Source organism: Ruminococcus flavefaciens MA2007, from assembly GCF_000621845.1.
In the GTDB taxonomy this organism is placed as follows: domain Bacteria; phylum Bacillota; class Clostridia; order Oscillospirales; family Ruminococcaceae; genus Ruminococcus; species Ruminococcus flavefaciens_E.
Map to the genome: position 1 here is coordinate 20,271 of NZ_JHXF01000024.1, position 25,698 is coordinate 45,968.

Here is a 25,698-nt window from a genome sequence, read left to right on the forward strand (position 1 = left end):
ACCTCTGCCTCCTTACATTTCCTCGATAGTGTAAACAGCTTCATTTTCTTCCTTAGCCTTGCGGTCGTTAAGGAACTTGACAGTCTGATCAGGATAGCAGATGTAGCTCATTACATCTTCCTCGCTGCGGCAGAGATCACCGAGAGCTTCTCTTGCTGCTGTGAACTCTTCGCCTGTGCGCTTCTGATCCTCGATACGGCAGTCAACAGCTTCGCTGTCTCCAAGAACCTTCTCAACAAGCTCCTGTGCGATAGGTGCAGGAGGATTGCCGTACTCGCCCTTGATGTAATTCTTTATCTCTTTTGAGATATTCTTGTATCTTTCGCCAACAAGGACGTTTGTTACAGCCTGATTACCAACCATCTGTGAAAGAGGTGTAACCAGCGGAGGATAACCCATATCAGCTCTTACCTTCGGAATTTCAGCGAGAGCATCGTCAAACTTATCCATAGCGTGCATATCGGTAAGGTTAGCGATCATGTTTGAGAGCATACCGCCCGGGACCTTATATACGAGAGCCTGAGCGTCTGTAGCAAGGCTCTTTGGATTGAGCTGACCGTTGTCAATGTACTTCTGCTTGATAGGCTTAAAGTAATCATTTACCTTATTGATGATATTCTCGTTAAGACCTGAATCTATACCGTACTGGCTGAGAGCATAGTACATTGTCTCGGTTGCAGGCTGTGATGTACCGCCTGAGAAGCATGATGTAGCTGTGTCGATTACGTCGATACCGGACTCGATAGCCTTAGTAAGTGTCATGTATGCCATACCTGTTGTACAGTGAGTATGGAGAATAAGAGTCATATCGCCGATAGCGTCCTTGATACCCTTGATAAGGTGCTCCGCCTCGTATGGAGACATTGTACCTGCCATATCCTTGAGACAAATTGTATCGAAGCCCATTGTCTTGAGCTCCTTACACATCTCGATATACTTGTCAACAGTATGTACAGGGCTCTGTGTGTAAGAGATACAGCCTGAAGCGATAGTCTTTTCTGTTGCATACTTCTTAGTAGCATTCAGTGCTGTCTCGATATTTCTGAAGTCGTTAAGTGCATCAAAAATACGGATAACATCAATACCGTTCTTTATTGAAAGCTCTACGAACTTCTCAACAACGTCATCGTGATAGTGCTTATAGCCCAGAAGGTTCTGACCTCTGAGAAGCATCTGGAGTCTGGTATTCGGAAGATTCTTTCTGAGATTGCGAAGTCTCTCCCATGGATCCTCACCGAGATAACGCAGACAAGAGTCAAATGTAGCTCCGCCCCAGCACTCGATAGAGTAATAACCAGCCTTATCCATATCGGAAAGGATACCCTCATAATCCGAATAAGGCAGACGTGTTGCCATCAATGACTGATTGGCGTCACGCAAAACGGTTTCTGTCAGTTGCACTTTTTTCATGTACAAGCCTCCTCAAAAATAACTCTGCATAGCAGAAAAAATTTATATAGATAATAAACCACGGGATCAATTGCATACCCTGCAAAAACCCCAATCAAAATTTATTATATCACAGTGAAAAACAAATTTCCACTACTTTTTCCAAATTTATAATTATTTTTTTATTTAAACAAATTCTGCTTGCATATAAATAAAAAGACCTGCACGAAGCAAGTCTTTTATTGCTATTTTATTGTGTCGATGTACTCTTTTATTGCACTTTCAGCCTCCTGTACACGCTTTCTGAATTCGGCTGCTGATATTCTCATTGCTCCGTTGCCCAGAATTATCATCTGTTCAATTCCGTCAGATGTGGCAACGCGTACTCTGTGCTTCTTGGAAAGCTCATGGCTCACCTTTTCAATGTATGAATCCGCTGTTTCAGATTCTTTTGTGTAAACAATGTTAATATTGCAGTACTTTTCGATATCGCGGTGCTTGCCCTTAACGCGGTAGGCATCAAAAACAAGGATAAGCTCACTGCCGTTATATCCCTGATAATTGCACATTCTGTGGATAAGTTCGGCTCTTGCGGCGTCAAGATTTTCTTCGGCGATCTTTTTTAGGTCGTCCCATGCAAAAATAATGTTGTATCCGTCAACAAGCAGATAATCAGGACCTTCATACTGCGGAAGTCTTACTTTTTTGTCCTCGATGGATACAGCTTTTGTTTTCTTGAAGGCTCTTACTGGATCGCTGTTTATTTTGCCGTAGGTCATTTCAAATATCGCCATGAGCTCTTCGTCACTTACAGCTTTTTCTATGAATTTAGCGGCTTTTACACTTCTTTGCTCATCGCTTTCGTTTTCTTTATTATTGCTTATAGAGAGCGGCAGGTGCATATGCTCATACACCTCATCCCACTTCACAACATAGCCTGCACCATGAGAGCAGAAAATGGAATCTGCGCTGTTTTCAATATCGCTGTCGCAGTCATAGCCGATTCGAGCAATGACTGCGTCTGTGTTATGACATTCCTTGTAGCCGCTGAGTGCAAATGAGATACTTCCCTTTCCGTGAGTATAGGCAATAAGCTCGGAGCGATAATCGTTTATCTCGGAAACAGGAGCGTTTCCGCGGATAATGGACATTTCGCCGTGACTTTCGGGAGCTTCAAATTCAGCGCACATATGCTGCAAATCTGATATAGCCTTACCGACATTGTCTGTGGGAAGCTCTATCTCATAATCGTAGTAAGGTTCAAGCAATACCGACTCCGCAAGACGAAGTCCCTGCCTTACTGCTCGATAGGTCGCCTGTCGGAAGTCTCCGCCCTCGGTATGTTTGAGGTGAGCCTTTCCTGCAACAAGTGTAAGCTTCATATCGGTTATCGGAGAACCTGTCAGGACGCCTATATGAGTTTTTTCAGTAAGATGTGTCAGGATAAGCCTCTGCCAGTTACGGTCAAGCTCGTCCTCAGAACATACAGTATCAAAGCTCAGACCGCTCCCCCTCGGCATAGGCTCGAGAAGGATATGAGCTTCGGCATAATGACGGAGCGGCTCGTAATGACCGACTCCCTCAACAGGAGCTTTTATTGTTTCCTTATAAGTAACTGCTCCGTTTTCAAAAGAGACTGTATATCCGAAACGCTCCGAAATGAGCTTAACAAGCACTTCCAACTGTACAGCCCCCATTATCTGGATATGGATATCCCTATTCTGCTCATTCCAGCAGATATGGAGCTGAGGATCTTCGTCTTCAAGAAGCCTGAGCTCTTTAAGCACGTCAAAAGCATTTTTATCATCAGGGTAAATAACACGGTATGTCATCACGGGCTCGAATAATACATCGTCAGAATCACGCTCCGAACCTATACCCTGCCCTGCGAATGTACCCACAAGACCGGTTACAGCACATATTTCGCCTGCTTCTGCAATATCAGCTGTTCTGAATTTTTCACCTGTATAGAAACGAATGGAGCTTACCTTGCACTTTTGTTCGTTACCGTCACTGTCCAAGTAACAAAGCTCGTCTCTCATCTTGAGTGAACCGCCTGTTATCTTCATATGAGTAAGGCGGCTGCCTTTGGGATCATAGGAAATTTTATATATTTTTGCTCCGAAATCGTTTTTATACTGCTTTTCACAGGTATATTCATCAAGAGCTGTCAAAAATTCGTCAACTCCCTGCATTTTCAGTGCAGAACCGAAAAAACAAGGAAAGATACGTCTTTCGCTGACAGCCTGTATGATATCGTTTTTGTCTACAGTACCGCTTTCGAGGTATTTTTCCATAAGCTCTTCACTGCAAAGAGAAGCATTTTCAGCAATATCCTCGTCGTCCCCCGTAAAATCAACGATATTCTGAGACAAACGGCTTCTGAGGTCGTTTATTACAAAGCTTTTTTCTGCGCTTATGAGGTCCATTTTGTTTACGAAGATAAAAACAGGGACTTCATACTTCCTGAGCATATTCCATAAGGTAGAGGTATGGCTTTGTACGCCGTCAGAGCCGCTTATCACCAATATAGCGTAATCAAGAACACACATGGTACGCTCTGTTTCTGCAAGGAAATCAACGTGCCCCGGGGTATCGAGAAGTGTGATACGCGAATCATTTGCATAAAGCTCAGCCTGTGCCGAAAAAATAGTGATACCTCGTTCGCGCTCGATAGAATTGGTATCAAGAGCTGTATTGCCGCTGTCAACACGTCCTAAATTACGGATACTTCCTGATTTATAAAGCATTGCCTCAGCAAGAGTAGTTTTACCCGAATCGACATGAGCTGTTATGCCGATTGTTATCTTTTTCATCGTATCACCTCACATTATAAGAGTATTCTATCATAAAAAACGATTTTTGTCCATTTAATAATAATGATTCATCACATAAAAACAGCTAAGTGAATATAATATCAGCAAATATTATCATTTAAAGGTGGACTATGAGATATCGAAAAAAATCAGACCGAGCACACTGCCGACTGTTCATATTTCTGCTTTCAGTCGCTATGATAGTTTTTATCGCTTTGCTAAAAACTGAAAAAAGCATAAAACCTGTTGCTGAATTGCAGGCAGAGCATATCGCTCAGAAAACTGCCGCTCAGGTAATTGAAAAGACAGTTTCGGACTATCTTGAAGCAAATAGATTTACATACAGCGATTTTGCCGCAGTTTTATACGACAATGAGAAAAAAGTCTCCGCAATCGAAACTCTCCCTTATAACATAAACAAAGTACAGTCAGAACTGGGAGCATTAATAAATAATAATCTTGAAAAAAGCAGCAGTAAATCTACTGAAATCCCTGTTGGTTCTCTGATGAATTCAAATATCTTAGCAGGAAAAGGTCCGAAAATCAATATCAAGGTCTCGCCTGTAGGCTCAGCGCAGATAAAAATAAAAAACGATTTTTCAAGTGCAGGGCTAAATCAGACCTGTCACAGAATTTCAGCAGTCATAAACGTAAAAATGACATCATCAGTTCCACTGTACAGCTTTGCTACAAGCACAGATTTTGAGTTTGTGCTTGCTGAAAACGTCATAGTCGGCAATGTTCCCGACCTTACACCGTATAATATAGGGTAAATAATTATTTGTTTCCCTCAGCACAAACCCATTTCATGCCGTCGCAAGTATGGATATTAATATCCTTAAAGCCTGCATTTTCAAGGAGAGTACGAAATTCTGCAAGTGTCGGATTATAAAGCCGATATTTCTCTATACCCTCGATATCGGTTTCGTCAAGCTCTGCGTCACCGTTTATATCAGCAACAATAAGGAATCTTCCGGCTTTGGCAAGAACGCGGTACACTTCCTTTAAATTTTCCTGCGGATCAGGCCAGAAATAAAAGCTTTCCACGGTAATTATCTTATCAAAGGAGTTATCGTCAAACGGCAGCTTCTCAACAGAAGCTTCAATAACGCTGACTTTTCCACATTCAACATCTTCTGCATTGTGCTGTGTTGAAAGTTTTACCGACAGTATCGAATAATCAACACCGTAAATCTTGCCCTTTTTCAGCTTTTCTGATATTTTTCTTATGGTTTCACCGCCGCCGCAGCCTATATCCAGAACCTTATCCTCTTCTTTGAACTCGAAGAAGCTCAAAGACCATTCTGTCACAGGAGAATGATGCTCATTCATGCCGGCAAGCATTTCTTCACCTGCTGCGCCATGCGGCTTTCTCGGATCGCCTAACTCGGTTATTGATACTTTTTTATCGCTCATGCTAATTCTCCTTTTGACTAAATGTCATTCTCCAACCTAAAAAGGCTGACGTTAAACGACAGCCTTTTATTGTTATTATTCTACTGTAACGCTCTTTGCAAGGTTTCTCGGCTTATCTACATCGTAGCCCTTAGCAACAGATACATAGTATCCGAGAAGCTGTAATGGGATAACTGAGAGACTTCCTGCAAAATGGCAATCAGTCTGTGGGATATATACTGTAAAGTCAGCGAGATCCTCCATGCTGTAGTTGCCGTATGTTGTGAGTCCCATAAGTGAAGCTCCGCGGCTCTTTACCTCGACCATGTTGCTTACTGTCTTCTCGTAAAGATCCTGCTGAGTAAGTACACCGATCACAGGTACACCTTCTTCGATAAGACTGATAGGACCGTGCTTGAGCTCGCCTGCTGCATATGCCTCGGAGTGGATATAGCTTATCTCCTTCATTTTAAGACTTCCCTCAAGACCGATAGCGTAGTCGATACCACGTCCGATAAAGAATGCGTCCTTGGCACCTGCAAGCTTATTTGCGTACCACTGGATACGCTCCTTATCTTCAAGTATCTTCTCTATCTTATCAGGGATAGTGTAAAGCTCTTTAAGGAGCTCCTCACACTTTTCTTCTGTCATCTCTCCGCGTGCTACAGCAAACTGGAGAGCGAGGAGATAACCAGCGATAAGCTGAGTGCTGTATGCCTTTGTAGTAGCAACAGATATCTCAGGACCTGCAAGTGTATAGAATACGTTGTCAGCTTCACGAGCGATCGAAGAACCAACAACATTAACGATACCGAGTGTCATGATTCCCTTAGCCTTAGCCTCTCTGAGTGCTGCAAGGCTGTCAGCGGTCTCGCCTGACTGGCTGATAACGATAACAAGGCTGTCCTTTACAAGAGTCATCTTTCTGTATCTGAACTCAGAAGCAAGCTCAACTCTTACAGGGATAGATGTGAAGTCCTCAATAACATACTGAACTGCCATACCAACGTGATAAGCACTTCCGCAGGCAACAATGTATATCTGGCTTACCTTCTGCATTTCCTCATCAGTAAGTCCTACATCAGAGAAATCGATCTTCCCGTCCTTGATAACTGAATTGATAGTATCACGTACAACCTTTGGCTGCTCGTGTATCTCCTTGAGCATGAAGTGCTCAAAGCCGCCCTTTTCAGCTGCTTCAGCGTCCCACTTTATCTCTGTGAGAGGCTTTGTTATTTCCTCACGGTCAATATTGAAGAAAGTTACAGCGCCCTTTTCAAGCTTGGCGATCTCCATGTTGCCGATGTAGTAAACGTTTCTTGTGTATTTAAGGATAGCAGGAACATCAGAAGCAACATATGTCTCGCCGTTGGCGATACCGATTATCATCGGGCTGTCTTTACGTGCTGTGTATATCTCGCCGGGATAATCCTTGAACATTACGCATAATGCGTAAGAACCTCTGATTCTTATCATTGCACGTGCAATAGAATCAACAGGACCAAGACCGTACTTCTTGAAATAGTAATCGATAAGCTTTACAGCAACCTCTGTATCAGTCTGAGAATTGAAAGAATAGCCGCTCTTTACAAGCTTTTCTTTAAGCTCCTGATAGTTCTCGATGATACCATTGTGAACAGCGATAACGTTCTCATCATCACTGCTGTGTGGGTGTGCATTAAGAGCAGACGGCTCACCGTGAGTTGCCCAACGGGTATGACCAATACCGCAGTCACCCTTTACAGCGTCACCGTTATTTGTCATCTCCTTGAGAACTTTAAGCTTGCCCTTAGCCTTTACGACCTCAGTATCCTTTTCGCCGTCACGAACTGCGATACCTGCCGAGTCATATCCTCTGTATTCAAGCTTTGAAAGTCCGTCAAGCAGAATAGGTGCTGCCTGGGTGCTTCCTGTAAAGCCAACGATTCCGCACATAGTTCAATTTCCTCCAATGTATATTATTTAATAATTATTTGTATATCAATAAATTATATTGAAAACAGCATATCATATTTATTATATATCAAAGAAGTTGTTTTGTCAACTCAAATATTGCGGTGAATTATAATTATTTACGGTAAATTTAAGGATTAATAAAAAGCTGGTGATTTGAAGCTGCTTTCAAAGAGCCATAAAAATTACATATAAAAGCTGCGTGACCAGAAGATCACACAGCTTTTACTTACTTTATGTAATTACTTTACAATATCATCATCAGTGAAAGGATCGCCGCACTCAGGGCAGAACTTAGGAGGATTCTTAGGATCCTCAGGCTCCCAGCCGCACTTATCGCACTTGTAGAGTGGTGCGCCCTCGGGCTTCTTCTTTCCGCAGTTAGAGCAGAATCTTCCCTTGTTTACTGAACCGCAGTCGCAGGTCCAGCCGTCAGGAGTAAGAACTACAGGCTTTGGCTTGCCGCAGCCTGCACAGAACTTGCCTGTATTTGTCTCGCCGCACTCGCACTTCCATGAATCAGCTGCTGGAGCTCCGCCGCCAACAGGTGCCTGCTGTGCCTGATTCTGCTGAGCCATGCCAAATAAGCTCTGAGCATTCATGCCGCCTGCCTGCTGAGCCATTCCCATACCGAAAAGTCCCATAGCAGCGCCGTTTGGATTGCTTGCAGCATTCTGCATAGCCTGTGCCTGAGCTTCAACAAGAGTTGCAGCTGCATTGCCGGGATCACGGTTCCAAGCTCTGTCCTCGAATTCCTGAATACGCTTCATATCAGCGTCGCTTACTGTTGCTGAAAGGATGCTTACAGACCAGATCTTGAGACCTCTCTTTTCGAGCCATACAGGATTTACCTGTGTCTCGAATGCCTGCTTTACCTCGTTCTGCTTGCCGGGAAGCTCATCATATCTGATACCTGTTGCTGAAATAGCAGCAAATGCAGGCTGGAGAGCGTCAACAAACTCGCCTCTGAGCTGGTTGTCGAGTTCTGCACGTGTGTATCTGTCAGTAACGTTGCCGCATACATTTACGTAGAAAACTACAGGATCAGCTATTCTGTAAGAATAGATACCGTTGCAGCGAACGCCTACTGTAAAGCTTCTGCCGAGATCGGGATATGTCATTCTGAAAGGAACAGGATTCTGTGTACCGAACTTATTGTCAACAAGCTCCTTCATGTTGAAGTAATAAATTCTCTGATCCTTAGCAGCTGTACCGCCGTGCTTGATACGATCCCACATTTCCTTGAAGGTTTCCTTGAGACCTGCACCGAAGCTGCTTGAGAAGATGCTTGGAGAAGTGCCTGTTTCGTACTTGTAAACGCCCGGCTCGGTAGCAATTTCAGTTACTACGCCCTGATCAACCATGATCATAGCCTGACCTTCGTGTACAACGATACCGCTTCCGTCTGAAATAACATTATCATTTCCCTTTGTGTTGGAAGAATGTTTGCCAAGCTGCTTCTTTCCTCTTACGACAAGAACGTCGCTCGGAATCGATTCACAAACGAAGAATTCCAGCCATGTATCAGCCAGTGTTTGACTTGCTGCTACGAGACCTGCTTTGATAAGACCCATAATTATAGCTCCTTTCGGGAAATAATCCCTATAAATATTTCGCGGAAAATAGCTGTTTTCCGTCATTATCCTGTTAGTGTCCAAACCAACATGATGTAATTATAACATATTTTAAGAAAAATTGCACTACCTTTTAGCAATTTTTTACGGATTTCAATATATTTTTATTTTTTAACTATATTAATCCCATTCCTTCCAGATATCAGGACAATAACCTATAGTAGCTTTTTTGCCGTTTCTAACTACAGGAGTACGAATTATCTGTGGTTTTTCAAGGATCTTCTCCTCTTTGTCCTCGTCGGAAAGATATTGTAAAAGTGCCAGTAAGTCCTTATCCTTGTGTTCGGTGTTTATAAGCTTATCTGTTCCGCCTACAGCCTGCTTGACATTATTGAACTCGCCGCGGCTCATGCCTTTTTCCTTCATGTCGATAAACTGATACTTTACTCCTCTTTCCTTGAAGTAACGCTCAGCTTTTTTACTGTCAAAGCACTTTTTTGTTCCGAAAATCTGTATATTCATTGTCAATTATCCTCCGCAAAAGCAAGATCCATATCATCAGCCTCACGGACAAGCCTGAACTCTATGCTGTGCAGGTCGAGTCCGTTCTGAGCAAAATAAAGCCGTATAGCTGTAAAGCGTGAGAAAAACGGTATTTCACAGTTCAATGCAACGGGCTTTCCGTCTGTTCCGTTCCATGTAAGAGTTCCGCTTGCTGTACCCATAGCAAAGATAGTAACAGGTATCTGTGCCAGCGGACTCTGAGTTGATGAAGCTGTAACAGTAACGTCATACCAGCCCTGCTTGTTGATTATAAGCGCAAATGAGTGATTCTTGCCCTTTTCGCTTCTTATGCCAGTGAGATCAAGCTTTAAAGAATCGCCAACTTCGTAGAATACCACAGGTTCATCAGAAGCTTCATCGCCTTCACTTCGGTTTATTATTTCAACCGTGTCTTCTTCGCCCATGATACGCTTCATAGCGTGAGTGTCAATGATAAATCCAAGGATGTTCATAGCGTTTCGCTGAAGCTCTGCTCTTGTAAGATTTCCGTCTTTTAAAGCTGCTTCGATATCATTATCAACGCATGAGCTATCTGAACAGACCATATATACATCATTCTGAGCTCTTGCCATAGGAACATAATAGCTTCGCTGCGGCTCTTTGCCTCTATAGTTGACATTTGCCCACCAGTCCGTCATCGTAAAACCGTTGAAGCCCCATTCGTCACGGAGCACTGTTGTATTCAGATCAAAGCTGCCTGCAGTCCACAGACCGTTTATTGCGCCGTATGTGGTCATGACAGTCTTAGCCTTTCCGACCTTAACAGCAATTTCAAAGCTTTTAAGGTATATTTCGCGCAAAGCTCTTTCGGAAACTACGGAATCAAGAAAATGTCGGTTCGTTTCCTGATTATTCGCGCAGAAATGCTTGATAGTTCCCGTAACGCCTACTTTATGAAGTCCTTTCAGCTCCGAAGAAGCCATATGTCCCGTAAGGAACGGATCTTCCGAGAAATACTCGAAGTTTCTGCCATTAAGCGGGTGACGATGAATATTCATTCCTGGACCGAGGAGACAATCTACTTTATTAGCTATCATCTCAGTTCCCATGAACTCAAAAAGCTCTTCCACAAGCTTACGATTGAATGTAGATGCTATGAGAGTACCGTTAGGCAGGCTGAAAGCCTTTGTTCCACAGTCAAGTCTCATACCCGACGGTCCGTCTGAGCAGCAGCCTGCAGGGATACCGAATTTCACAAGAGCGTCGGAAACTCCGCCGAATGCAGAAGCCGTACCGGCTGTAACACGGGGACTTCCCATACCCTCGCCGCGAATTATACATGACAGATCATAATCTGAAAGCTGAGCCACAAACTCCTCCATAGTGTACTTTCCGTTCTTGACATCGGCAAGCTTGATACCCTTATCGCCTGTGTAAGCTATCTCAGCAGGCAGATTGTCAAGTCTGCGCTTTTCCTCGTTAATTTTACTGAGAGGAGCCTTTTCCATGACGTATGAAACACCGTTAGCTGAGGAAACAGCCCTGATCCTGTCAAATTCGGCAACAGGTGCAAGAGCCCGAGAGCATTGTTCAATGATTATATCGTTTTCGACCTCATAAGAGCATTGCAACGAGCAGTTCCTTACGCTGTTTCCAATATGAAAGATATATTTTCCCTTTTCAAGAATCCAGCAGTTTCTGCGATCTGAATCGTCATATGAAGCAAGGTCACTGTGTTTTACCCTTATCTCCATAGAATGAGCTTCGTTAGGAGCAAGCTCATATGTTTTCTCAAAGGCACAAAGTACCATTCGCGGCTTGCCAAGGCTTCCCTGAGGTGCTTCGCAGTAGACCTGAACCACTTCTTTGCCCTTAAATTTACCTGTATTCGTAACAATTACACTAATTATTGTTTCGGTTCCTGTATTTTTGACATCAGTCATCTTAATATCAAATGTCGTGTAGGACAATCCGAAACCAAAAGGATAAAGCACTTTTTCCTTTGCAAATGTCTCGAACCAGCGATAGCCTACGAAAATATCTTCCGTATAAACAGCCTTGTTCTTGTCGCCAAAATACTTGTCAGAGGGATAATCTGATATTTTATAAGCGATAGTATCGGGAAGCTTGCCTGACGGGCTTACCTTGCCAGTCAGAACAGCCGCTGTGCCTGTGCCGCCTGTCATACCGCCCTGCCATACGTACAATAATGAATCAGGAGAGCATTCAAGTATCTGTTCAAGGTCTATAAGTCCGCCGACATTGAGCAGAACAACGACCTTTTTGAAGTGTTTTCTCACCTTTTTGAGCATATCAAGCTCGATTGAAGTAAGCAGATATGAACCCTCTTCAAGTCGAGCGTCCTGTTCTTCACCTGCAGTTCTGCCTATTATAACAATGGCTGTATCACTTAAAGAAGCAGCTTCTTCCGCTATGCTCTCATCAAGCGGCATTTCTTTCTGGTTCCAAGGCTCTCCGCCCCAGCCGTCGCCCTGGTCAAAGGGATTTTCCTCGTCCCAACAGCGATATATATCATATAGCTTTTCGTTTATCTTTACGCCTGCTTCAATAAGTCCGTCAACAATTCCTGTGACCTTTGATACATTTACCATACCGCCCGAGCCTGTGCCACTCTTATAATAATGAAGCTGTATGCGTCCAAAAACAGAAACCGTTTTACTCATATCAAGGGGCAGTGCATTGTTATCGTTTTTCAGCATAACAATACCTTCTGCAACGGTCTCTGCGGCTTTTTCAAGATATTTATTCCAATCGAGAGTTCTTTTCATAGCTATTACCTCACTGTGAAAAAATATTATGAATACATTATATCAAATTAATCATATCATTGCAAGGACTTTAGTCAAAATTATACAAAAAATTCATTTTTATAAAAAAAGCGAGGCATTTGCCTCGCTCTCTATGTATTTATCAGCCAAAGTATCTCTTGAGAAGTCCTTCAAAAGCCTTGCCGTGACGTGCTTCGTCCTTTGCCATTTCATGAACTGTGTCGTGAATAGCGTCAAGATTGAGCTCCTTAGCTTTCTTTGCAAGCTTCAGCTTGCCCTCTGTAGCGCCGTGCTCAGCAGCAACTCTCTTTTCGAGATTTTCCTTTGTTGAAGAAGAAACGGCCTCTCCGAGAAGCTCTGCAAACTTAGCAGCGTGCTCAGCCTCCTCGTATGCAGCCTTTTCCCAGTAAGCGCCGATTTCGGGATATCCCTCTCTGTAAGCTACTCTTGCCATTGCAAGATACATACCTACCTCTGTGCACTCGCCGCTGAAATTAGCTCTGAGACCGTCGAGTATCTCCTGGTCTGTTACAGCCTTTGCAACACCAAGCTCATGCTCGCAGGCAAATACAAGCTTGTCCCCTGTTTCCTTTTCGATGAATTTAGAACCAGGAACACCGCACTGTGGACATTTTTCTGGTGGTTCGTTTCCTTCGTGAACGTATCCGCAAACTGGACATACATAAGTTTTCATAATAATTACCTCCATTGTTTTGAATTATTTTTAGTCCGAGCTAAGCTGTAAGCCTTGCGATATGGACATTTTAAACGGAATGCTTTACTCTGTCACGCTCCTCGGCACGCTTGCCGTTGTTGAATCGATCAAGGGTACCTACGAGATATCCTGTTATTCTTCTGATCCTGTCAAATGGCACATCTTGTGCAAAATCGTAGCGGAGATCAACGTATTCACCGTCGGTCTTAACTGTCATGCCAAGAATCTCTCTGTCGCTGTACTTCTTCTTGCCATAGTCGATATAGGCATTTATCTCGTCCTGTGAGAGCTGTTCGCCAATTACATTGATTTTCATAATATTTTGACCTCCATAAACATAGTATTGACATTTGTCTGAATATATTGTATCATAAAAGAAGTCAAAAATCTGTTGCATATGCAACATCAGGAGAGTTTTTTATGTTACCAGAAGATAACGTATTATTTAAAGGTATTGAACGGGATGACTGCCACCGTATGATAAGCTGTTTTAACGCAGATATAAGAAAATTCAAGTCAGGCAGCAGGATAATGGATTATTCCGATAATCCCGACAAACTGGGAATAGTTCTGAACGGTATTGCTGTTATGGTCAGGTACGATGCAAACGGAGTACGCTCTATTATGGAATCTCTCGGTGAGCAAAGCGTTTTCGGCGTATATTTTACATTTACAGCGTCACAGCGCAGCGGAATCGAAATAGCTGCCGAGACAGACTGCGAGGTCATGTTCGTAAGACGTTCCGAAATTACAAAAAGATGTGAAAACGCCTGCCAGTGTCATTCCCGTGTAGTTGAGAATCTCCTTGACCTTATGTCAGAAAAGGCAATATCACTGAATGAACGTATCGAAGTCCTCAGCCAGCGCAGTATTGAGGATAAGCTTATAAGCTGTCTCAGTATAATCGAAGAAAAAACTCCGAAAGGAAAAGCACCGCAGATACCTTTTTCAACTACTGCCCTTTCGGACTATCTCTGCGTCAACAGAAGCGCATTGCAGCGCGAGATATCAAGATTAAAAAAAGCAGGTGTACTTACTATATCAAAGCGTAAATTCAAATTACAGCATACCATTGACCGCGATATTTAAAATAACAATTTCGTCACATCAGAAAATATATGTTGACTTTTCGCTATCGAAGTGATAAACTAATAAATGTTGATTTTTAATTGAAAGGAACAAAATAAACTATGATATGGGAGATAATCAAAACAATCATTCTCGGTATCGTCGAAGGAATCACGGAATGGCTGCCTATAAGCAGTACGGGACACCTTATCCTTGTAAGTGAGTTTCTGAATCTCGATAAATCCGAGGACTTCAAGGAAATGTTCGATGTTGTCATTCAGTTCGGAGCAATAATGGCTGTTGTTGTTATTTTCTGGAAAAAGCTTTGGCCATTCGGAAAGAAAGACAACGCTCACCCGTTTAACAAATCCCCTTTCGGTCAGATGATAAAGACCGACATCTTTATGATGTGGTTCAAGGTGCTTGCAGCCTGCATTCCTGCCGCTGTTGTGGGACTTCTTCTTGACGACTGGATAGATGAGCATTTCTACAATCCGTGGACTGTTGCAGTTGCCCTTATCGTATTCGGTATTGCATTTATCATTGTTGAAAACTGGAACAAAGGCAAAGAGCCAAAGATAAAAACTATCTCAGAGCTTACATTCAACGCGGCTTTGATTATCGGAGCCTTTCAGCTTATAGCAGCTGTTTTCCCGGGAACATCACGTTCAGGAGCAACTATAGTAGGTGCACTTCTCATAGGCATTTCCCGTACAGTTGCCGCTGAGTTCACATTCTATCTTGCAATCCCCGTTATGTTCGGTGCAAGTCTCCTTAAACTTGCTAAATTCGGCTTTGATTTTACAGGAAGCGAGCTTACGGTTCTTCTTGTTGGCTGTGTAGTTTCCTTCCTTGTATCGGTATTTGTTATCAAATTCCTCATGGACTATATAAAGAAGCATGACTTCAAGGTATTCGGCTGGTACCGAATAATCCTCGGTGCTCTTGTGCTTATCTATTTCGGCGGAAAAGCCCTTATAAAATGACTAAAGGCAGCTCATTGAGCTGCCTTTTTATTATGCTTCGTCAAATGAATCAAGGTCAATGCCTGCAAGAAGCTCTTTAAGCTCTGCAAGCTCATCAGCTGTAAGAGTAACCCCCTTGCCCATTCTTGAATGGTCGGGTGCCCACTCACGGATATCATATTTTGGATCGTGCTCGTTCCAGCTTACCATATTAAGCTCCTTAGTCCAACCCTTTGCGTTTTCGGAAAGAACACCTATCTTTTCTGTAATTTCATATTTAAGCTCTGCCATTGTCAGTTCTCCTTTCAAAATTTGGCTGTTTACCATTCAATTTAGTATTATAACATAAAACATAATAAAAAGCAACAGCCACGGAGAAAAAAATTCAAATAGATACTCTTAGAAAATCAAGCGCCTTACTGTAAAGCTGTCTCGGGCGGCATCTCTCTGATATCAGCGCCTCTGCAAAGGCTACAGCGTCTTCGATATTACGTGAAAAATCAGGAATGCACTCCTTTTCACCGCTTTTTCTGTCGATAACCTCTACGCCATATGTAATGAATTCATCTCCGTACATAAAAAGTCTGCCGCTGAGAACTCTGTAAGCTACCTTGTTATCACCGAAAATCTCCATATATACGGTCTTGTCTCTTACCTCATGTGTTATTCTTCTTACTATCCCGAACATATTTGTGCTCCTTTCATTTTCTGTTCCGTCATAAGACAATACTATTATAACATCGACAAAGCGCATTGTGAACGGGTGTTTTTTTGTAAAACAGAAAGCATTAAGCGGCATTTTGACGAAAAAACTCGCCCATAAGGCGAGTTTTTATTATTCCATATCATTTATCTGCATATATATCCTCTGCATTTGTATGTCTGTCTGAGCTATCCGCTCGGCACATTCCCGAAGCTCCTCGGATATCTCGGGAGTTATCTCGGAAGACGTCTTGTATTTGAGCTGATGCTCCAGACTTGCCCAGAAATCCATAGCAATAGTCCTTATCTGTATCTCAACAGGAGCGTATTCCTTATGAGTTGACAGATAAACAGGCACATTCAGTATCATATGATAGCTCCTGTAGCCGCTTGGCTTGGGACTTTTTATATAATCCTTGCGCTTTATGACTGTAAAATCATCACGCCTGCTCAGCATTTCAACTATTGCATATATGTCCGATATATAATAGCAGGTAACTCGGATACCTGCAAGGTCAAGAAGATTCTTCCTTGCGGCGTCGGTAGAAATAGGAAGTCCCTTTTTCTGAAGCTTTCCTATTATGGACTGTGGTGATTTAAGTCTGCTTTCAATATTATGGATAGGATTACGCTGGAATTTCACGCTGAATTCGTTATCAAGTATGTTAAGGTGAGTCCTTACGACTTCGATAGCCGAGTCATAAAGGTGCTGTAACTGCAAAAAATCATAAAAAACATGAGAAAACATTTCTTTCATTGACTCACTGTTATCAGTAAGTGCAGGAAGATTATCAAATGCTTCTATAATGAAGTCCTTTTCGCTCATATGTATCCTTCCTTTCTGTCTTTAGTCTGTGTTATCCTCGCCCTCGGTATATTCAAAGCGCTCAGTACCGTTTTCGGCTTTGCTGAACTGTGTTTTGTAAAGCTCGGAGTAAACGCCTCCCTTATTAACAAGCTCGCTGTGTGTGCCTCTTTCAGATATAACGCCGTCCTTGATGACAAGTATCTCGTCTGCGGCAAGAATAGTCGAGAGCCTGTGCGCTATGAGAATACTTGTTCTCGAGGATATAAGCGGCTCAATAGCGTCCTGTATTTTCTGCTCCGAAATAGAATCAAGAGCAGATGTAGCTTCGTCAAATATCATAAGTGCAGGATCTTTAAGCAGCACACGAGCTATGGAAATACGCTGTTTTTCACCGCCAGAAAGCTTCAATCCTCTGTTTCCCACTACAGTATCCAGACCTTTTTCCTGCTTTTCGATAAATTCGTAGATATTTGCCTGCTTGCAGGCTTCGATAAGCTCCTGCTCCGAAGCGTCAGGCTTTGCATAAAGCAGATTTTCACGGATAGTACCGTTAAACAGATATGTCTCCTGACTTACTATGCCTATATGCCTGCGAAGATACGCAAGGTCAAGCTTTCGCACGTCGATTCCGTCGAACAGAACACTTCCTGCCGTGACATCGTAAAGTCTTGGAATTAGATTTACAAGAGTGCTCTTACCTGAGCCTGACGGTCCTACAACAGCTATACACTTGCCGCTTTCAAGGGTAAAGTTGATATCGCTGAGTATCTGACGCTCCTTATCGTAATAGAAGCCCACGTTTTTGAACTCCACTTCGCCATCAGGCTCTTTGTCGGGAGTTACAGCGTCGGGAGCATTCTCGATCTCAACCGGCATATCAAAATACTCAAATATTCTTGTAAACATAGCCATGGAGCGTATCCAGTCGACCTGTATGTTAAGAAGCTGATTCACAGGTCCGTACATTCTTCCGAGAAGTGCTACAAGGACTGTAATATCGCCCACAGTAAGGTCTGAATCGTATTTCATCATCAAAATACCGCCTGCAAGATAAATAAGCATAGGGCCTATGCTTGAAAAAGTCGTAAGTGCTACTCTGAACCAGCGTCCTGCCATGCCCTCGCGGATATTCAGCTTTATCATCTTGCGGTTGACGTTCTCATATTTATCATATTCGGTCTTTTCCATGCCGAAAAGCTTTACAAGGAGCTGTCCGCTGACAGACATTGTTTCGTTGAGTATGCCGTTTATCTCGTCGCTGCAAGCCTGAGACTCCTTGGTTATGGACCAGCGAGTCTTTCCTGCACTTCTTGTAGGGATAGCAAACAACGGTACAACAAGTATGCCGACAATTGCAAGTATCCAGTTTTGTCGGAACATAACTATCATTGCAACGATTAGAGTTATGGAATTAGACAGAATACTTGTAAGAGTATTGGTGATTATCTGCTGAACTCCCGATATATCGCTGGTCATGCGGGTTATGATATCGCCCTGATTATTGGTCGTGAAGAATCTCTGGGACATCTTCTGCAAGTGGGCATACATCTTGTTTCGCATATCATAGGTTATATGCTGAGCTATCCATGTATTCATGTAGCTTTCCAGCACTCCTATTAGATTTGCTCCGAGAGTTACCGCAAGAGACATAACAATAAAGAATATAAGCTTCTTTAAACTTCTTCCTATAAGTCCCTCGTCGATTATCTTACCTGTAAGTACAGAAGGAAGAAGGGTAAGTGTAGACGAAATGATTATAGCTGCAAGAACTAACAGCATTTGTTTCCAATAAGGCTTTAAATATGAAAATATCCTCTTTAAAAGCTCTTTTGTGACTTTCGGACGGTTCTTCTTCTCTTCCTCGGTAAGATAGCCCATTCCGCGCGGTCCGCCAACAGGAGGCATATGTATCAACTCCTTAAAACTATTCCTTCTTTTCTGAAGCTGCCTTTCCGTCCATTGCTTCAACTATCTTGTTTACAGCACCGTAATAATCTTCTTTTGCAGTAAGCTCGTTTGCCTCTTTCAGTGCTGTATCAAGCGCCTTGGGTATCTTTTTATCGGAATAAGCTAATATCTTTTTGCTTTTGGTATCTATCATCAGCATTATTCCGTCTCTGTCTATGTATTTGCGTTTATAATACGTCTTTAATATCTCTTCGTTAGGAGTAGACGAGTTATTCTTTGAATCTAAAAGCGTTATATCCTCCTTGCATGAAGCAAGTGCCTTTTCCAGAGTTTCGGACTGCTCATACTCAAAAAGCTGAATATTATCAGCTATATGAGCAGGACAAAGCTCGCCCAGCTGCAAAAGGCGCATGATACCCTTTCGGTAATCTCCGCTCATAAATTCCTTTGTAGCCCAGTAAACAGCGTTTTCCTGCTCCTTATCGCTTATATTGGTAAAGCAGTTCCCTGTTTTGAATACAATATCCTCATTTGTGGCGTTATTTATAAGGATTATCAGACCGCTGCCCTTTGCTTCATAAATATCGGCAAATGCGTCAGCGGCGTAATCGTAGGGAGATTTATCCCCAAGGTCATTTACAGTCAGAACCGCCGCATTTATAAGCTTTTCGTTATAAAGCCAGCCTGCATAGTCATTGCAGGCTTTTACAGCCTCGGGACTTAATATGCCTGCCTTATCAAATACATAAGTCCCCTCGGCAGCTCTTACCTCACGCTCAGTAAAGGGCTGGCTTGTTGTTTCAACTTTACTCTTGGGCACATAATAAGTGGTACTGCTCTTATGCGAGCAGCTGCATATTGTAAGTCCGATAGCAGCCGCAAAAACTGCTGCGGATAAAAATTTTTTCAAAAAAATCATTCCTTACTCTTGTAATTACTATTATATTTTAGTATAATTTAATAGAAAAATCAAGTACAACCGTTCAACAAATTTCAAAAAAGGAGTTGTAATATGGATTATCGCGTACAAGGCAGAGATATTATCGTACATGAACCAGACCTTGACCTCGATGAGACTCTTGACTGCGGACAGGCTTTCCGCTGGAAAAAGATACCGTCAGACTATGAATGTACATATGAGGGCTTTTTTATAAACGATAAGCTGATGATATCTCAGGAAAGCAAGGGCAATTTCATCTTTCACGATACTTCCGAAAACGATTTTGTCTCAAAATGGATAAGATATTTCGACTTTGAAACTGATTATTCCGAGCTGAAACGCTGTTTCTCCGAGGACGAAACACTGTCAAAAGCCTGTGAATTCGCTCAGGGTATACGCCTGCTGAGACAGGACAGTTGGGAATGCCTTATTTCCTTTATTATTTCCCAGAATAATAATATTCCCCGCATAAAAGGCATAATTGACCGTCTTTGTGAACATTATCACGGTAAATTCCCTGAGCCAAAGCAGTTAAGCTATGAAACTGAGGATAGTCTGTCTTACCTAAGAAGCGGTTTCCGTGCAAAATATATCTTAGACGCCGCAAGCAGGACTGCAAACAGCGAAATCTCACTTGATAAAATAGCCGCCCTTCCCATAGACGAGGCACGTACTGCTTTGAAACAAATAAAGGGCGTAGGTCCAAAGGTCGCAGAATGTGTGCTTCTTTTCGGAATGTACAGAACAGAAGCCTTTCCTGTTGATGTGTGGATAAAGCGCGTTCTTGCTCAGTACTACCCGAACGGTTTCCCTGAATTTGCCAGAGAAAAAGGCGGTATAGCTCAGCAGTATCTTTTCCATTACATAAGAAACATCGCAAAACAGGGCGAATAAACCGATAAAAGCTGTCAATACTCCCAATAAATAACTATTGAGGAGATTTTATGGTTAAAGGCGTAAATAAGAATATCATTGAGATCAATAATCCTGACAGTCTTTATTTTGAGAAAGCTGTGCTTTATGTAAAACCAAATGTCACGATTTTTCCGGAGGTTTTAAAACGAAAAGAGACTGAAAGGCTTCTTAACAGGCTTCTCCCTGATACCAGAACAGGAAAAAACAGACGTATAAGAAAGTATATCATTTCTTCCCTGCTCATAGCTTTATGCCTGCTGATTTTATTATTAATGGGCTGATTTAAACATCTTCAAGTAAAGGAGTCCGAGTATGGAACATCACGAAAAGAAATTCAGAAACAAGCTTTCAAAAAGAATAATATCCACACCGACTCCTGCCGCAAAAAGTGCTTTTTTCTATATACAGGAGGCAGGCTGTACTATGAAAGAGGACGCATATGCCGTTAATCGCCGTGAACTGGACCTGTTTCTTATTGGCGCTGTTGTCAGCGGACGTGGCGAGCTGACAGTCGACGGTGAAAACCTCACTCTTGTAAAGGGAGATTGCTTTTTCATAGACTGCCGCAGGCCACATTCCTACAAAAGCTCTGATTCCGAGCCGTGGGAACTGATGTGGATACACTTTAACGGCAGCACCTCCCAGCAGTACTATGACTTCTTTGCTTCAAATTCAAAAAATATATTCAGACCGCCTTTTTTCGATAAAGTCGTTTCTGATATAAGCAAAATAATCGAGCTTCACGAAAAAAACGAGCAAAATGCGGAGCTTTTTACCTCGAAATATATTGTTGACCTGCTTACTATTTCCCTTACAGTCAATAACAGCCAGCAGCAGTACGATTCTGCTTTAAAACAAAAGCTTGCCGCTGTAAACAGCTACATAGAAGACCATTTTACCGAGGATATTTCCCTTGAAAAGCTTTCCTCGGAGTTCTATATCAGCAAATACTATTTGACCCGTGAATATAAGCATATCTACGGAAAAACTATCTTCCAGCATATAATAACCGCACGTATCAACTACGGCAAGAAGCTTCTGCGCTTTTCGGATAAATCCGTTGAAGAAATAGCTCATCTTTGCGGCTTCAACGACCAGAGCTATTTTGCAAGGCAATTCAAAAAGTCCGAAAATCTTACCTGCTTTTCCTACAGAAAGATGTGGCGTGACTGAATATATAATAAAAAAGAGAGCGTAAGCTCTCTTTTTTTATGACCAGACCGATAAGCCGAGTTCTGTCGTGTGCGGTAATTTATCTACGCTTACCGTCGCCGATAAGCTCAAGCCGTCATTACCTGTTATCCGCCGAGCCGACGTTAAGATAACAGGCACCAATAGACGTTGCATCGGATAGGGTTTACATAGCAGTACTGTCTCCAGTACTCTGGTGAGCTCTTACCTCGCCTTTCCACCATCACCGCCATAAAGACGGCAGTATATCTCTGTTGCACTTGCCCTAAGGTCGCCCTCGGCTGCCGTTAGCAGCTACCCTGCTCTGTGATGCTCGGACTTTCCTCGTAAACTAAAACGTTTCCGCTACCGCATAGTCTGCTCATCTGATATAATACCATTTTTTTGCGAAAAAGTCAAGTTTCTACCTTTTCGCCGAGCTTGTAGCCAAGTATATCGGCTATTTTTCTTACATCAGAGGCTTTCATCGCCTTTATCTTGAAGCGTCTGTGCTCCTCTCCCTCGAACCATATGCTCATGGCGCATCTGCCGCTCATAGCCTGCAAAAGATTCTGTTCAAGCTCTATCTTGACTATTTTTTCGCGCTCTGAAACTACAGTATGGAAACGAGTCCAGGCAGAACAGCGTATCATTATCTTGTCGTCGTAAAGTGCGACTCCGCTTGTGAGAAGAGCTACAAACTTCACGATTATGAACCATACCGCAGGAATTTCCAGCATGACAGCCACGAAGAATGAAAGCTCTGAAAAGCGTGGGAACAGCTTTGCCAGCCAGTCGTGAGACGGTATTATCAGCGAAGCCACAACAAGCGGGATAAGCAGGTATGAACCGATACCTGCCGGCTGAGCGCTGTAATCGTTCTTTATACCGCTGTATATGCCGATGACCTGTAAATTACTGCCCAGCTTTTTTTCAAGCTTTACAGGCAGAAGCACAGGAAGTCTGTTCTTTGAAGAACCATAGCCTGCACAGCTTATGTTGACAGCAACTGCCTTAAACAGCTTCATTATCAGATTTTGCCGCAGGTCTGTATAATTTATATGAGAATTTTTTATTCTGTATTCCTTGCGGTCAATTATACCGTAAGCGACCTTCATGCAGTTCTTGTCACAGTCTATGCTGAATCTTCCGTATCTGAAAAGATTTACAAGAAAAGAAAGAAACCACGAAGCGATAAAGAACACGCCTACAAAAATTGCCGCTGTTGGTATCTTTAATACCAGCTTTTCGGTAAGCTTTGCTGTCTCTGTGGTCAAAATATTCAAGGAACGGCTGATGATATCATAGGCGATATCTCCGCCCTTGAAGAAAAATGTAGCAAGATAGATAGTTCCCGAAAATCCGCTGGAAAAGAACACAGAGAAAAGCAATACCGAAAGCGATGTGGGCTGCGGTATGCCGTTTATCTTCTCGTTTTCGTTTATATCAGGCATATGATGCATTATTGCGTTCCGCGTCTTTTTGCTTACAAGAAGCTTTAAGTCCACGGTCTTGAATATGCCTGCACGGGTATCACACCTGAACCGCATAGCTCTGAAAGGAGCCATATAAAAAGGTCTTTCAATGGTGACAGAGCTTACGTTCTTAAACGGTATATAGGTATTTACGCGGACGAATACTCCGTCACGATGTACAAGCTCCTCCTGTGTGAAGTCTATTCGTGAAAAGAACCAGCGCACAAAACCAAATATAATGATAGCTCCAAGAACAGCTATGTCGAACCATGCGCCCTTTACCCAGCTGTAGAGCCAGTTTTTGTCGAAATGATAAGTGTAGACTCCGCGAAGCAAGGGAAAAATAAGGAGCCATATATTTTTTGCGGAGTATTTCAGTATTTTCAGAGGATGTTCATGGTACATACCTGTCCCCCTTTACACTGATGCTGCCGGAAAGCCTTATTATCTCCTTGGCGTCTGACTGTTTTAAAAAAAGCAGTCTCAGCTGTCCGCCGTAAACGAAGAATATTATGAAATTGAATCCCGTATACTGAGAAAAAGGACTGCTGATAATTGTAGTATACTGGATAGACGAATAACGTACAGATTGATGTACCTTTATAAAAACGCCGCTGCTTTTCATAACTTCTGTTTCAGTGGCAGTGTATTTTATGGAAGAAAAATACAGAGGGAGATGAATGAACATTTCAAAACAGCCAATAGAAACTGCTGATATCATTATGATAAATACTATTTTCTCGACGGGAATAAAATATTTAGCCGCAAAAATAATAATAACGACTGCCGCGGTTATTAAAATCCTCAGCGTTGACAGACAATGTCTGTCAGGTGCATACTGCTTCATTCTCAGCCCCCTCTCGCATTAAGATCAAGTTTTCTCAATGGTTTCTCTTTATTATATCACAAATATTATTTATTGTAAAACTAAAATTAAAAACAAATTGTAAACTTTACAAGGAGCATAAGACGATATGCTGGAAAAGGTCAATTCTTATGTATGGGGCGTCGTGCTGATATCTCTGCTTCTGATGACAGGTGCATTATATACTTTTAAATTACGGTTCATACAATTCAGAATGTTCCCCTATTTCATAAAAAACGTGAAAAAAGGAGGAAATAATGGGCAGTTTCGTACTATTTGTATGTCGCTGGGGACTGCAATGGGAACGGGAAATATCACAGGCGTAGCTTCCGCAATATCAATAGGAGGTGCAGGAGCTGTATTCTGGATGTGGATATCCGCATTTTTCGGAATGGCAACAGTTTACGCAGAAAACAGCCTTTCAGCACAGTTTACCGATAAAAAAGTCCGCGGAACCATGGCTTACATAGAAAAAGGGCTCGGAAGCAAGTGTTTAGCCGCATTCTTTTCGATATGCTGTATACTCGCTTGTTTCGGCATGGGCGGTATGGTACAGATAAATGCCCTTTCGGAAAGTATGAGAAACTGTACCGATATCCCGCCTTTTTTTCTGTCATTAGTATTGTTTTTACTGATATATGCGATAATAAGCGGCGGTGCAAAGCGAATCGGCTCAGCCGCACAGATTCTCCTGCCTTTTGCAACAGTGCTTTATACAGTGCTGTGCATATTTGTTATAGCAAAATACAGCGAAAAACTGCCTTATGTCTTTTCGCAGATAATAAATGAAGCTTTCGGCATAAAGCAAGCCGCAGGGGGAATATCGGGGTATGCCCTTTCAAAAGCTGTTTCTGCCGGTATTCGCCGAGGCGTATTTTCTAATGAAGCCGGTCTGGGAAGCTCTCCTATACTTCACAGCTCCGCCGAAAACGCCAATAACTCGGCAATGCAGGGGATAAGCAGTATGCTTGAGGTCTTTATCGACACAAAGCTCTGCTGTACCCTCACAGCGATAGTTATTCTCTGTGCCTCAGATGATAATACGGTCAGAACAGCTTTTTTTCATGTCATGGGCGTTAAAACCGATATTTTTCTCGCGGTAATAATGGCCGTTTTTGCATTGTGCACCGTTATAGGCTGGTATTACTGCGGTGAAACTGCTTTTAAATATCTTTTCAAAAGCAGAAAAGCTGCCATATTCGCTTTTACTTTCTCTTTGACAGCTTCGCTCGGAGCAATATTCAAGGCTGAAAGCATATGGACTATATCCGACATATTTAACGGATTAATGGCTTTTCCGAATCTTTTGGCGCTTTTATTGCTGTTTAAACACGTCAAAAGCGAATAAAAGTCCGCTTCTGCGCCAATAAATAAAATGTGACCTGTTTCATGTCCGATGACTGATTTCACTATACAATAAATTCAACTCTCCGTAAAAATTTATTTATTTTGCCTAATGTTGGATTAGTCACACTTTTACTCTTGACAGAGGTCTTATGATTATGTATAATTATATTTGAATAGTTATGCTTGGCAGATTATGCCAAAATACTTTTGATAAGGCTTTTATGGCGAAAAATCGTCATTAAGATATAAGACCGCAAGGCGATATACGGTCAACAGCTTCGGGATAATAATGTTATCAGGTCACATATACCAACAGGTTTGGCTCAAATTCAACGAGCTTGTACGTTTGCCTGCTTGATGTGGTCAGTATTTTTATCGCTATTTTGATGATAACATATAT

23 protein-coding genes and 1 other RNA gene are annotated in these 25,698 nt (G+C 42.4%); 7 read left to right on the forward strand and 17 right to left on the reverse strand.

All coding sequences use genetic code 11. From position 1 onward, the window contains the following. Window positions 1-12: 12 nt before the first annotated feature. Both T497_RS0110730 and T497_RS0110735 read right to left on the reverse strand, forming a co-directional pair. Window positions 13-1,410 carry a pyruvate carboxylase subunit B gene (locus tag T497_RS0110730; RefSeq protein ID WP_028515622.1) on the reverse strand — a complete coding sequence of 466 codons (1,398 nt, stop codon included), beginning with the start codon at window positions 1,408-1,410 and terminating at the stop codon, window positions 13-15. Window positions 1,411-1,634: 224 nt separating this feature from the next. Further along, window positions 1,635-4,205 carry a translation factor GTPase family protein gene (locus tag T497_RS0110735; protein ID WP_028515623.1) on the reverse strand — a complete coding sequence of 857 codons (2,571 nt, stop codon included), beginning with the start codon at window positions 4,203-4,205 and terminating at the stop codon, window positions 1,635-1,637. Between the two features lie 131 nt (window positions 4,206-4,336). Here T497_RS0110735 and yunB point away from each other — a divergent pair, with 131 nt between their 5' ends. After that, window positions 4,337-4,978, forward strand: a complete 642-nt coding sequence (gene yunB / locus T497_RS0110740) for a sporulation protein YunB (RefSeq protein WP_051530628.1) — start codon at window positions 4,337-4,339, stop codon at window positions 4,976-4,978. Window positions 4,979-4,982: 4 nt separating this feature from the next. On the opposite strand, the gene T497_RS0110745 is transcribed toward yunB, so the two are convergent. The 7 genes from T497_RS0110745 to nrdD all read right to left on the reverse strand — a co-directional run bounded on the left by T497_RS0110745 (window position 4,983) and on the right by nrdD (window position 13,451). After that, window positions 4,983-5,621, reverse strand: a complete 639-nt coding sequence (locus T497_RS0110745) for a class I SAM-dependent methyltransferase (RefSeq protein WP_028515625.1) — start codon at window positions 5,619-5,621, stop codon at window positions 4,983-4,985. A gap of 75 nt (window positions 5,622-5,696) precedes the next feature. Next, window positions 5,697-7,535: a glutamine--fructose-6-phosphate transaminase (isomerizing) gene (gene glmS / locus T497_RS0110750; RefSeq protein ID WP_028515626.1), complete on the reverse strand. Its 1,839-nt coding sequence runs from the start codon at window positions 7,533-7,535 to the stop codon at window positions 5,697-5,699. Between the two features lie 260 nt (window positions 7,536-7,795). Beyond that, the gene (locus T497_RS0110755; RefSeq protein WP_028515627.1) at window positions 7,796-9,127 is read right to left on the reverse strand and encodes an SPFH domain-containing protein; all 1,332 of its coding nucleotides are present in this window, start codon (window positions 9,125-9,127) and stop codon (window positions 7,796-7,798) included. Window positions 9,128-9,307: 180 nt separating this feature from the next. Then, window positions 9,308-9,649 (reverse strand): arsenate reductase family protein, encoded by a 342-nt coding sequence (locus T497_RS0110760; protein ID WP_028515628.1) that lies wholly within the window; start codon window positions 9,647-9,649, stop codon window positions 9,308-9,310. A gap of 2 nt (window positions 9,650-9,651) precedes the next feature. Further along, the gene (locus T497_RS0110765; RefSeq protein WP_028515629.1) at window positions 9,652-12,420 is read right to left on the reverse strand and encodes a glycoside hydrolase family 3 protein; all 2,769 of its coding nucleotides are present in this window, start codon (window positions 12,418-12,420) and stop codon (window positions 9,652-9,654) included. Between the two features lie 142 nt (window positions 12,421-12,562). Then, window positions 12,563-13,114, reverse strand: coding sequence for an NADH peroxidase (locus tag T497_RS0110770; RefSeq protein WP_028515630.1), 552 nt, complete (start codon window positions 13,112-13,114; stop codon window positions 12,563-12,565). 70 nt (window positions 13,115-13,184) lie between these two features. Continuing rightward, complete coding sequence (gene nrdD / locus T497_RS0110775; protein ID WP_028515631.1) at window positions 13,185-13,451, reverse strand: anaerobic ribonucleoside-triphosphate reductase; 267 nt, start codon at window positions 13,449-13,451, stop codon at window positions 13,185-13,187. Window positions 13,452-13,555: 104 nt separating this feature from the next. On the opposite strand from nrdD, the gene T497_RS0110780 reads away from it, so the two are divergent. Then, window positions 13,556-14,224, forward strand: a complete 669-nt coding sequence (locus T497_RS0110780; protein ID WP_028515632.1) for a Crp/Fnr family transcriptional regulator — start codon at window positions 13,556-13,558, stop codon at window positions 14,222-14,224. 101 nt (window positions 14,225-14,325) lie between these two features. Beyond that, window positions 14,326-15,189: an undecaprenyl-diphosphate phosphatase gene (locus T497_RS0110785; protein ID WP_037324934.1), complete on the forward strand. Its 864-nt coding sequence runs from the start codon at window positions 14,326-14,328 to the stop codon at window positions 15,187-15,189. Window positions 15,190-15,219: 30 nt separating this feature from the next. Here the strand turns inward: T497_RS0110785 and T497_RS0110790 are convergent, their stop codons facing one another. The 5 genes from T497_RS0110790 to T497_RS0110810 all read right to left on the reverse strand — a co-directional run bounded on the left by T497_RS0110790 (window position 15,220) and on the right by T497_RS0110810 (window position 19,496). Further along, window positions 15,220-15,459 carry a YdbC family protein gene (locus tag T497_RS0110790; protein WP_028515634.1) on the reverse strand — a complete coding sequence of 80 codons (240 nt, stop codon included), beginning with the start codon at window positions 15,457-15,459 and terminating at the stop codon, window positions 15,220-15,222. 94 nt (window positions 15,460-15,553) lie between these two features. Beyond that, entirely contained in the window at window positions 15,554-15,856 is a 303-nt protein-coding gene (locus T497_RS0110795; protein ID WP_028515635.1) for a hypothetical protein, read from the reverse strand. Between the two features lie 147 nt (window positions 15,857-16,003). Next, a complete protein-coding gene (locus T497_RS0110800) occupies window positions 16,004-16,696 on the reverse strand; it encodes a GTP pyrophosphokinase (RefSeq protein ID WP_028515636.1) in 693 nt (230 codons plus the stop codon). 21 nt (window positions 16,697-16,717) lie between these two features. Further along, the gene (locus T497_RS0110805; protein WP_028515637.1) at window positions 16,718-18,583 is read right to left on the reverse strand and encodes an ABC transporter ATP-binding protein; all 1,866 of its coding nucleotides are present in this window, start codon (window positions 18,581-18,583) and stop codon (window positions 16,718-16,720) included. Window positions 18,584-18,602: 19 nt separating this feature from the next. Continuing rightward, window positions 18,603-19,496: a TPM domain-containing protein gene (locus T497_RS0110810; RefSeq protein WP_028515638.1), complete on the reverse strand. Its 894-nt coding sequence runs from the start codon at window positions 19,494-19,496 to the stop codon at window positions 18,603-18,605. 102 nt (window positions 19,497-19,598) lie between these two features. On the opposite strand from T497_RS0110810, the gene T497_RS0110815 reads away from it, so the two are divergent. From T497_RS0110815 to T497_RS0110825, 3 genes are read left to right on the forward strand one after another with little or no spacing between them, the layout of a single operon-like run. Next, window positions 19,599-20,420 carry a DNA-3-methyladenine glycosylase family protein gene (locus T497_RS0110815; RefSeq protein WP_028515639.1) on the forward strand — a complete coding sequence of 274 codons (822 nt, stop codon included), beginning with the start codon at window positions 19,599-19,601 and terminating at the stop codon, window positions 20,418-20,420. 50 nt (window positions 20,421-20,470) lie between these two features. Then, entirely contained in the window at window positions 20,471-20,722 is a 252-nt protein-coding gene (locus tag T497_RS0110820) for a hypothetical protein (protein WP_028515640.1), read from the forward strand. Window positions 20,723-20,753: 31 nt separating this feature from the next. Continuing rightward, on the forward strand, window positions 20,754-21,614 hold the full coding sequence (locus T497_RS0110825) for an AraC family transcriptional regulator (protein ID WP_028515641.1): 861 nt from the start codon (window positions 20,754-20,756) through the stop codon (window positions 21,612-21,614). A 35-nt stretch (window positions 21,615-21,649) separates the two neighbouring features. Here the strand turns inward: T497_RS0110825 and rnpB are convergent. The 3 genes from rnpB to T497_RS0110835 all read right to left on the reverse strand — a co-directional run bounded on the left by rnpB (window position 21,650) and on the right by T497_RS0110835 (window position 23,933). Then, an RNA gene (gene rnpB / locus T497_RS17615) (RNase P RNA component class A) lies at window positions 21,650-21,996 on the reverse strand. 31 nt (window positions 21,997-22,027) lie between these two features. After that, window positions 22,028-23,491, reverse strand: a complete 1,464-nt coding sequence (locus T497_RS0110830) for a PH domain-containing protein (protein WP_028515642.1) — start codon at window positions 23,489-23,491, stop codon at window positions 22,028-22,030. Continuing rightward, window positions 23,481-23,933, reverse strand: coding sequence for a PH domain-containing protein (locus tag T497_RS0110835; RefSeq protein ID WP_028515643.1), 453 nt, complete (start codon window positions 23,931-23,933; stop codon window positions 23,481-23,483). The genes T497_RS0110830 and T497_RS0110835 overlap by 11 nt, the downstream gene beginning before the upstream one ends. 127 nt (window positions 23,934-24,060) lie before the next feature. Between T497_RS0110835 and T497_RS0110840 the strand changes: the two genes are divergently transcribed. Beyond that, window positions 24,061-25,299: an alanine/glycine:cation symporter family protein gene (locus tag T497_RS0110840; RefSeq protein WP_028515644.1), complete on the forward strand. Its 1,239-nt coding sequence runs from the start codon at window positions 24,061-24,063 to the stop codon at window positions 25,297-25,299. The last annotated feature ends 399 nt before the right edge of the window (window positions 25,300-25,698 follow it).

Excerpts from the sequence above, each read along its gene's own strand:
- T497_RS0110730 (WP_028515622.1), bottom strand. The coding sequence starts at position 1,410 with ATGAAAAAAGTGCAACTGACAGAAACCGTTTTGCGTGACGCCAATCAG.
- T497_RS0110735 (WP_028515623.1), bottom strand. The coding sequence starts at position 4,205 with ATGAAAAAGATAACAATCGGCATAACAGCTCATGTCGATTCGGGTAAA.
- yunB (WP_051530628.1), top strand. The coding sequence starts at position 4,337 with ATGAGATATCGAAAAAAATCAGACCGAGCACACTGCCGACTGTTCATA.
- T497_RS0110745 (WP_028515625.1), bottom strand. The coding sequence starts at position 5,621 with ATGAGCGATAAAAAAGTATCAATAACCGAGTTAGGCGATCCGAGAAAG.
- glmS (WP_028515626.1), bottom strand. The coding sequence starts at position 7,535 with ATGTGCGGAATCGTTGGCTTTACAGGAAGCACCCAGGCAGCACCTATT.
- T497_RS0110755 (WP_028515627.1), bottom strand. The coding sequence starts at position 9,127 with ATGGGTCTTATCAAAGCAGGTCTCGTAGCAGCAAGTCAAACACTGGCT.
- T497_RS0110760 (WP_028515628.1), bottom strand. The coding sequence starts at position 9,649 with ATGAATATACAGATTTTCGGAACAAAAAAGTGCTTTGACAGTAAAAAA.
- T497_RS0110765 (WP_028515629.1), bottom strand. The coding sequence starts at position 12,420 with ATGAAAAGAACTCTCGATTGGAATAAATATCTTGAAAAAGCCGCAGAG.
- T497_RS0110770 (WP_028515630.1), bottom strand. The coding sequence starts at position 13,114 with ATGAAAACTTATGTATGTCCAGTTTGCGGATACGTTCACGAAGGAAAC.
- nrdD (WP_028515631.1), bottom strand. The coding sequence starts at position 13,451 with ATGAAAATCAATGTAATTGGCGAACAGCTCTCACAGGACGAGATAAAT.
- T497_RS0110780 (WP_028515632.1), top strand. The coding sequence starts at position 13,556 with ATGTTACCAGAAGATAACGTATTATTTAAAGGTATTGAACGGGATGAC.
- T497_RS0110785 (WP_037324934.1), top strand. The coding sequence starts at position 14,326 with ATGATATGGGAGATAATCAAAACAATCATTCTCGGTATCGTCGAAGGA.
- T497_RS0110790 (WP_028515634.1), bottom strand. The coding sequence starts at position 15,459 with ATGGCAGAGCTTAAATATGAAATTACAGAAAAGATAGGTGTTCTTTCC.
- T497_RS0110795 (WP_028515635.1), bottom strand. The coding sequence starts at position 15,856 with ATGTTCGGGATAGTAAGAAGAATAACACATGAGGTAAGAGACAAGACC.
- T497_RS0110800 (WP_028515636.1), bottom strand. The coding sequence starts at position 16,696 with ATGAGCGAAAAGGACTTCATTATAGAAGCATTTGATAATCTTCCTGCA.
- T497_RS0110805 (WP_028515637.1), bottom strand. The coding sequence starts at position 18,583 with ATGCCTCCTGTTGGCGGACCGCGCGGAATGGGCTATCTTACCGAGGAA.
- T497_RS0110815 (WP_028515639.1), top strand. The coding sequence starts at position 19,599 with ATGGATTATCGCGTACAAGGCAGAGATATTATCGTACATGAACCAGAC.
- T497_RS0110820 (WP_028515640.1), top strand. The coding sequence starts at position 20,471 with ATGGTTAAAGGCGTAAATAAGAATATCATTGAGATCAATAATCCTGAC.
- T497_RS0110825 (WP_028515641.1), top strand. The coding sequence starts at position 20,754 with ATGGAACATCACGAAAAGAAATTCAGAAACAAGCTTTCAAAAAGAATA.
- T497_RS0110830 (WP_028515642.1), bottom strand. The coding sequence starts at position 23,491 with ATGTACCATGAACATCCTCTGAAAATACTGAAATACTCCGCAAAAAAT.
- T497_RS0110835 (WP_028515643.1), bottom strand. The coding sequence starts at position 23,933 with ATGAAGCAGTATGCACCTGACAGACATTGTCTGTCAACGCTGAGGATT.
- T497_RS0110840 (WP_028515644.1), top strand. The coding sequence starts at position 24,061 with ATGCTGGAAAAGGTCAATTCTTATGTATGGGGCGTCGTGCTGATATCT.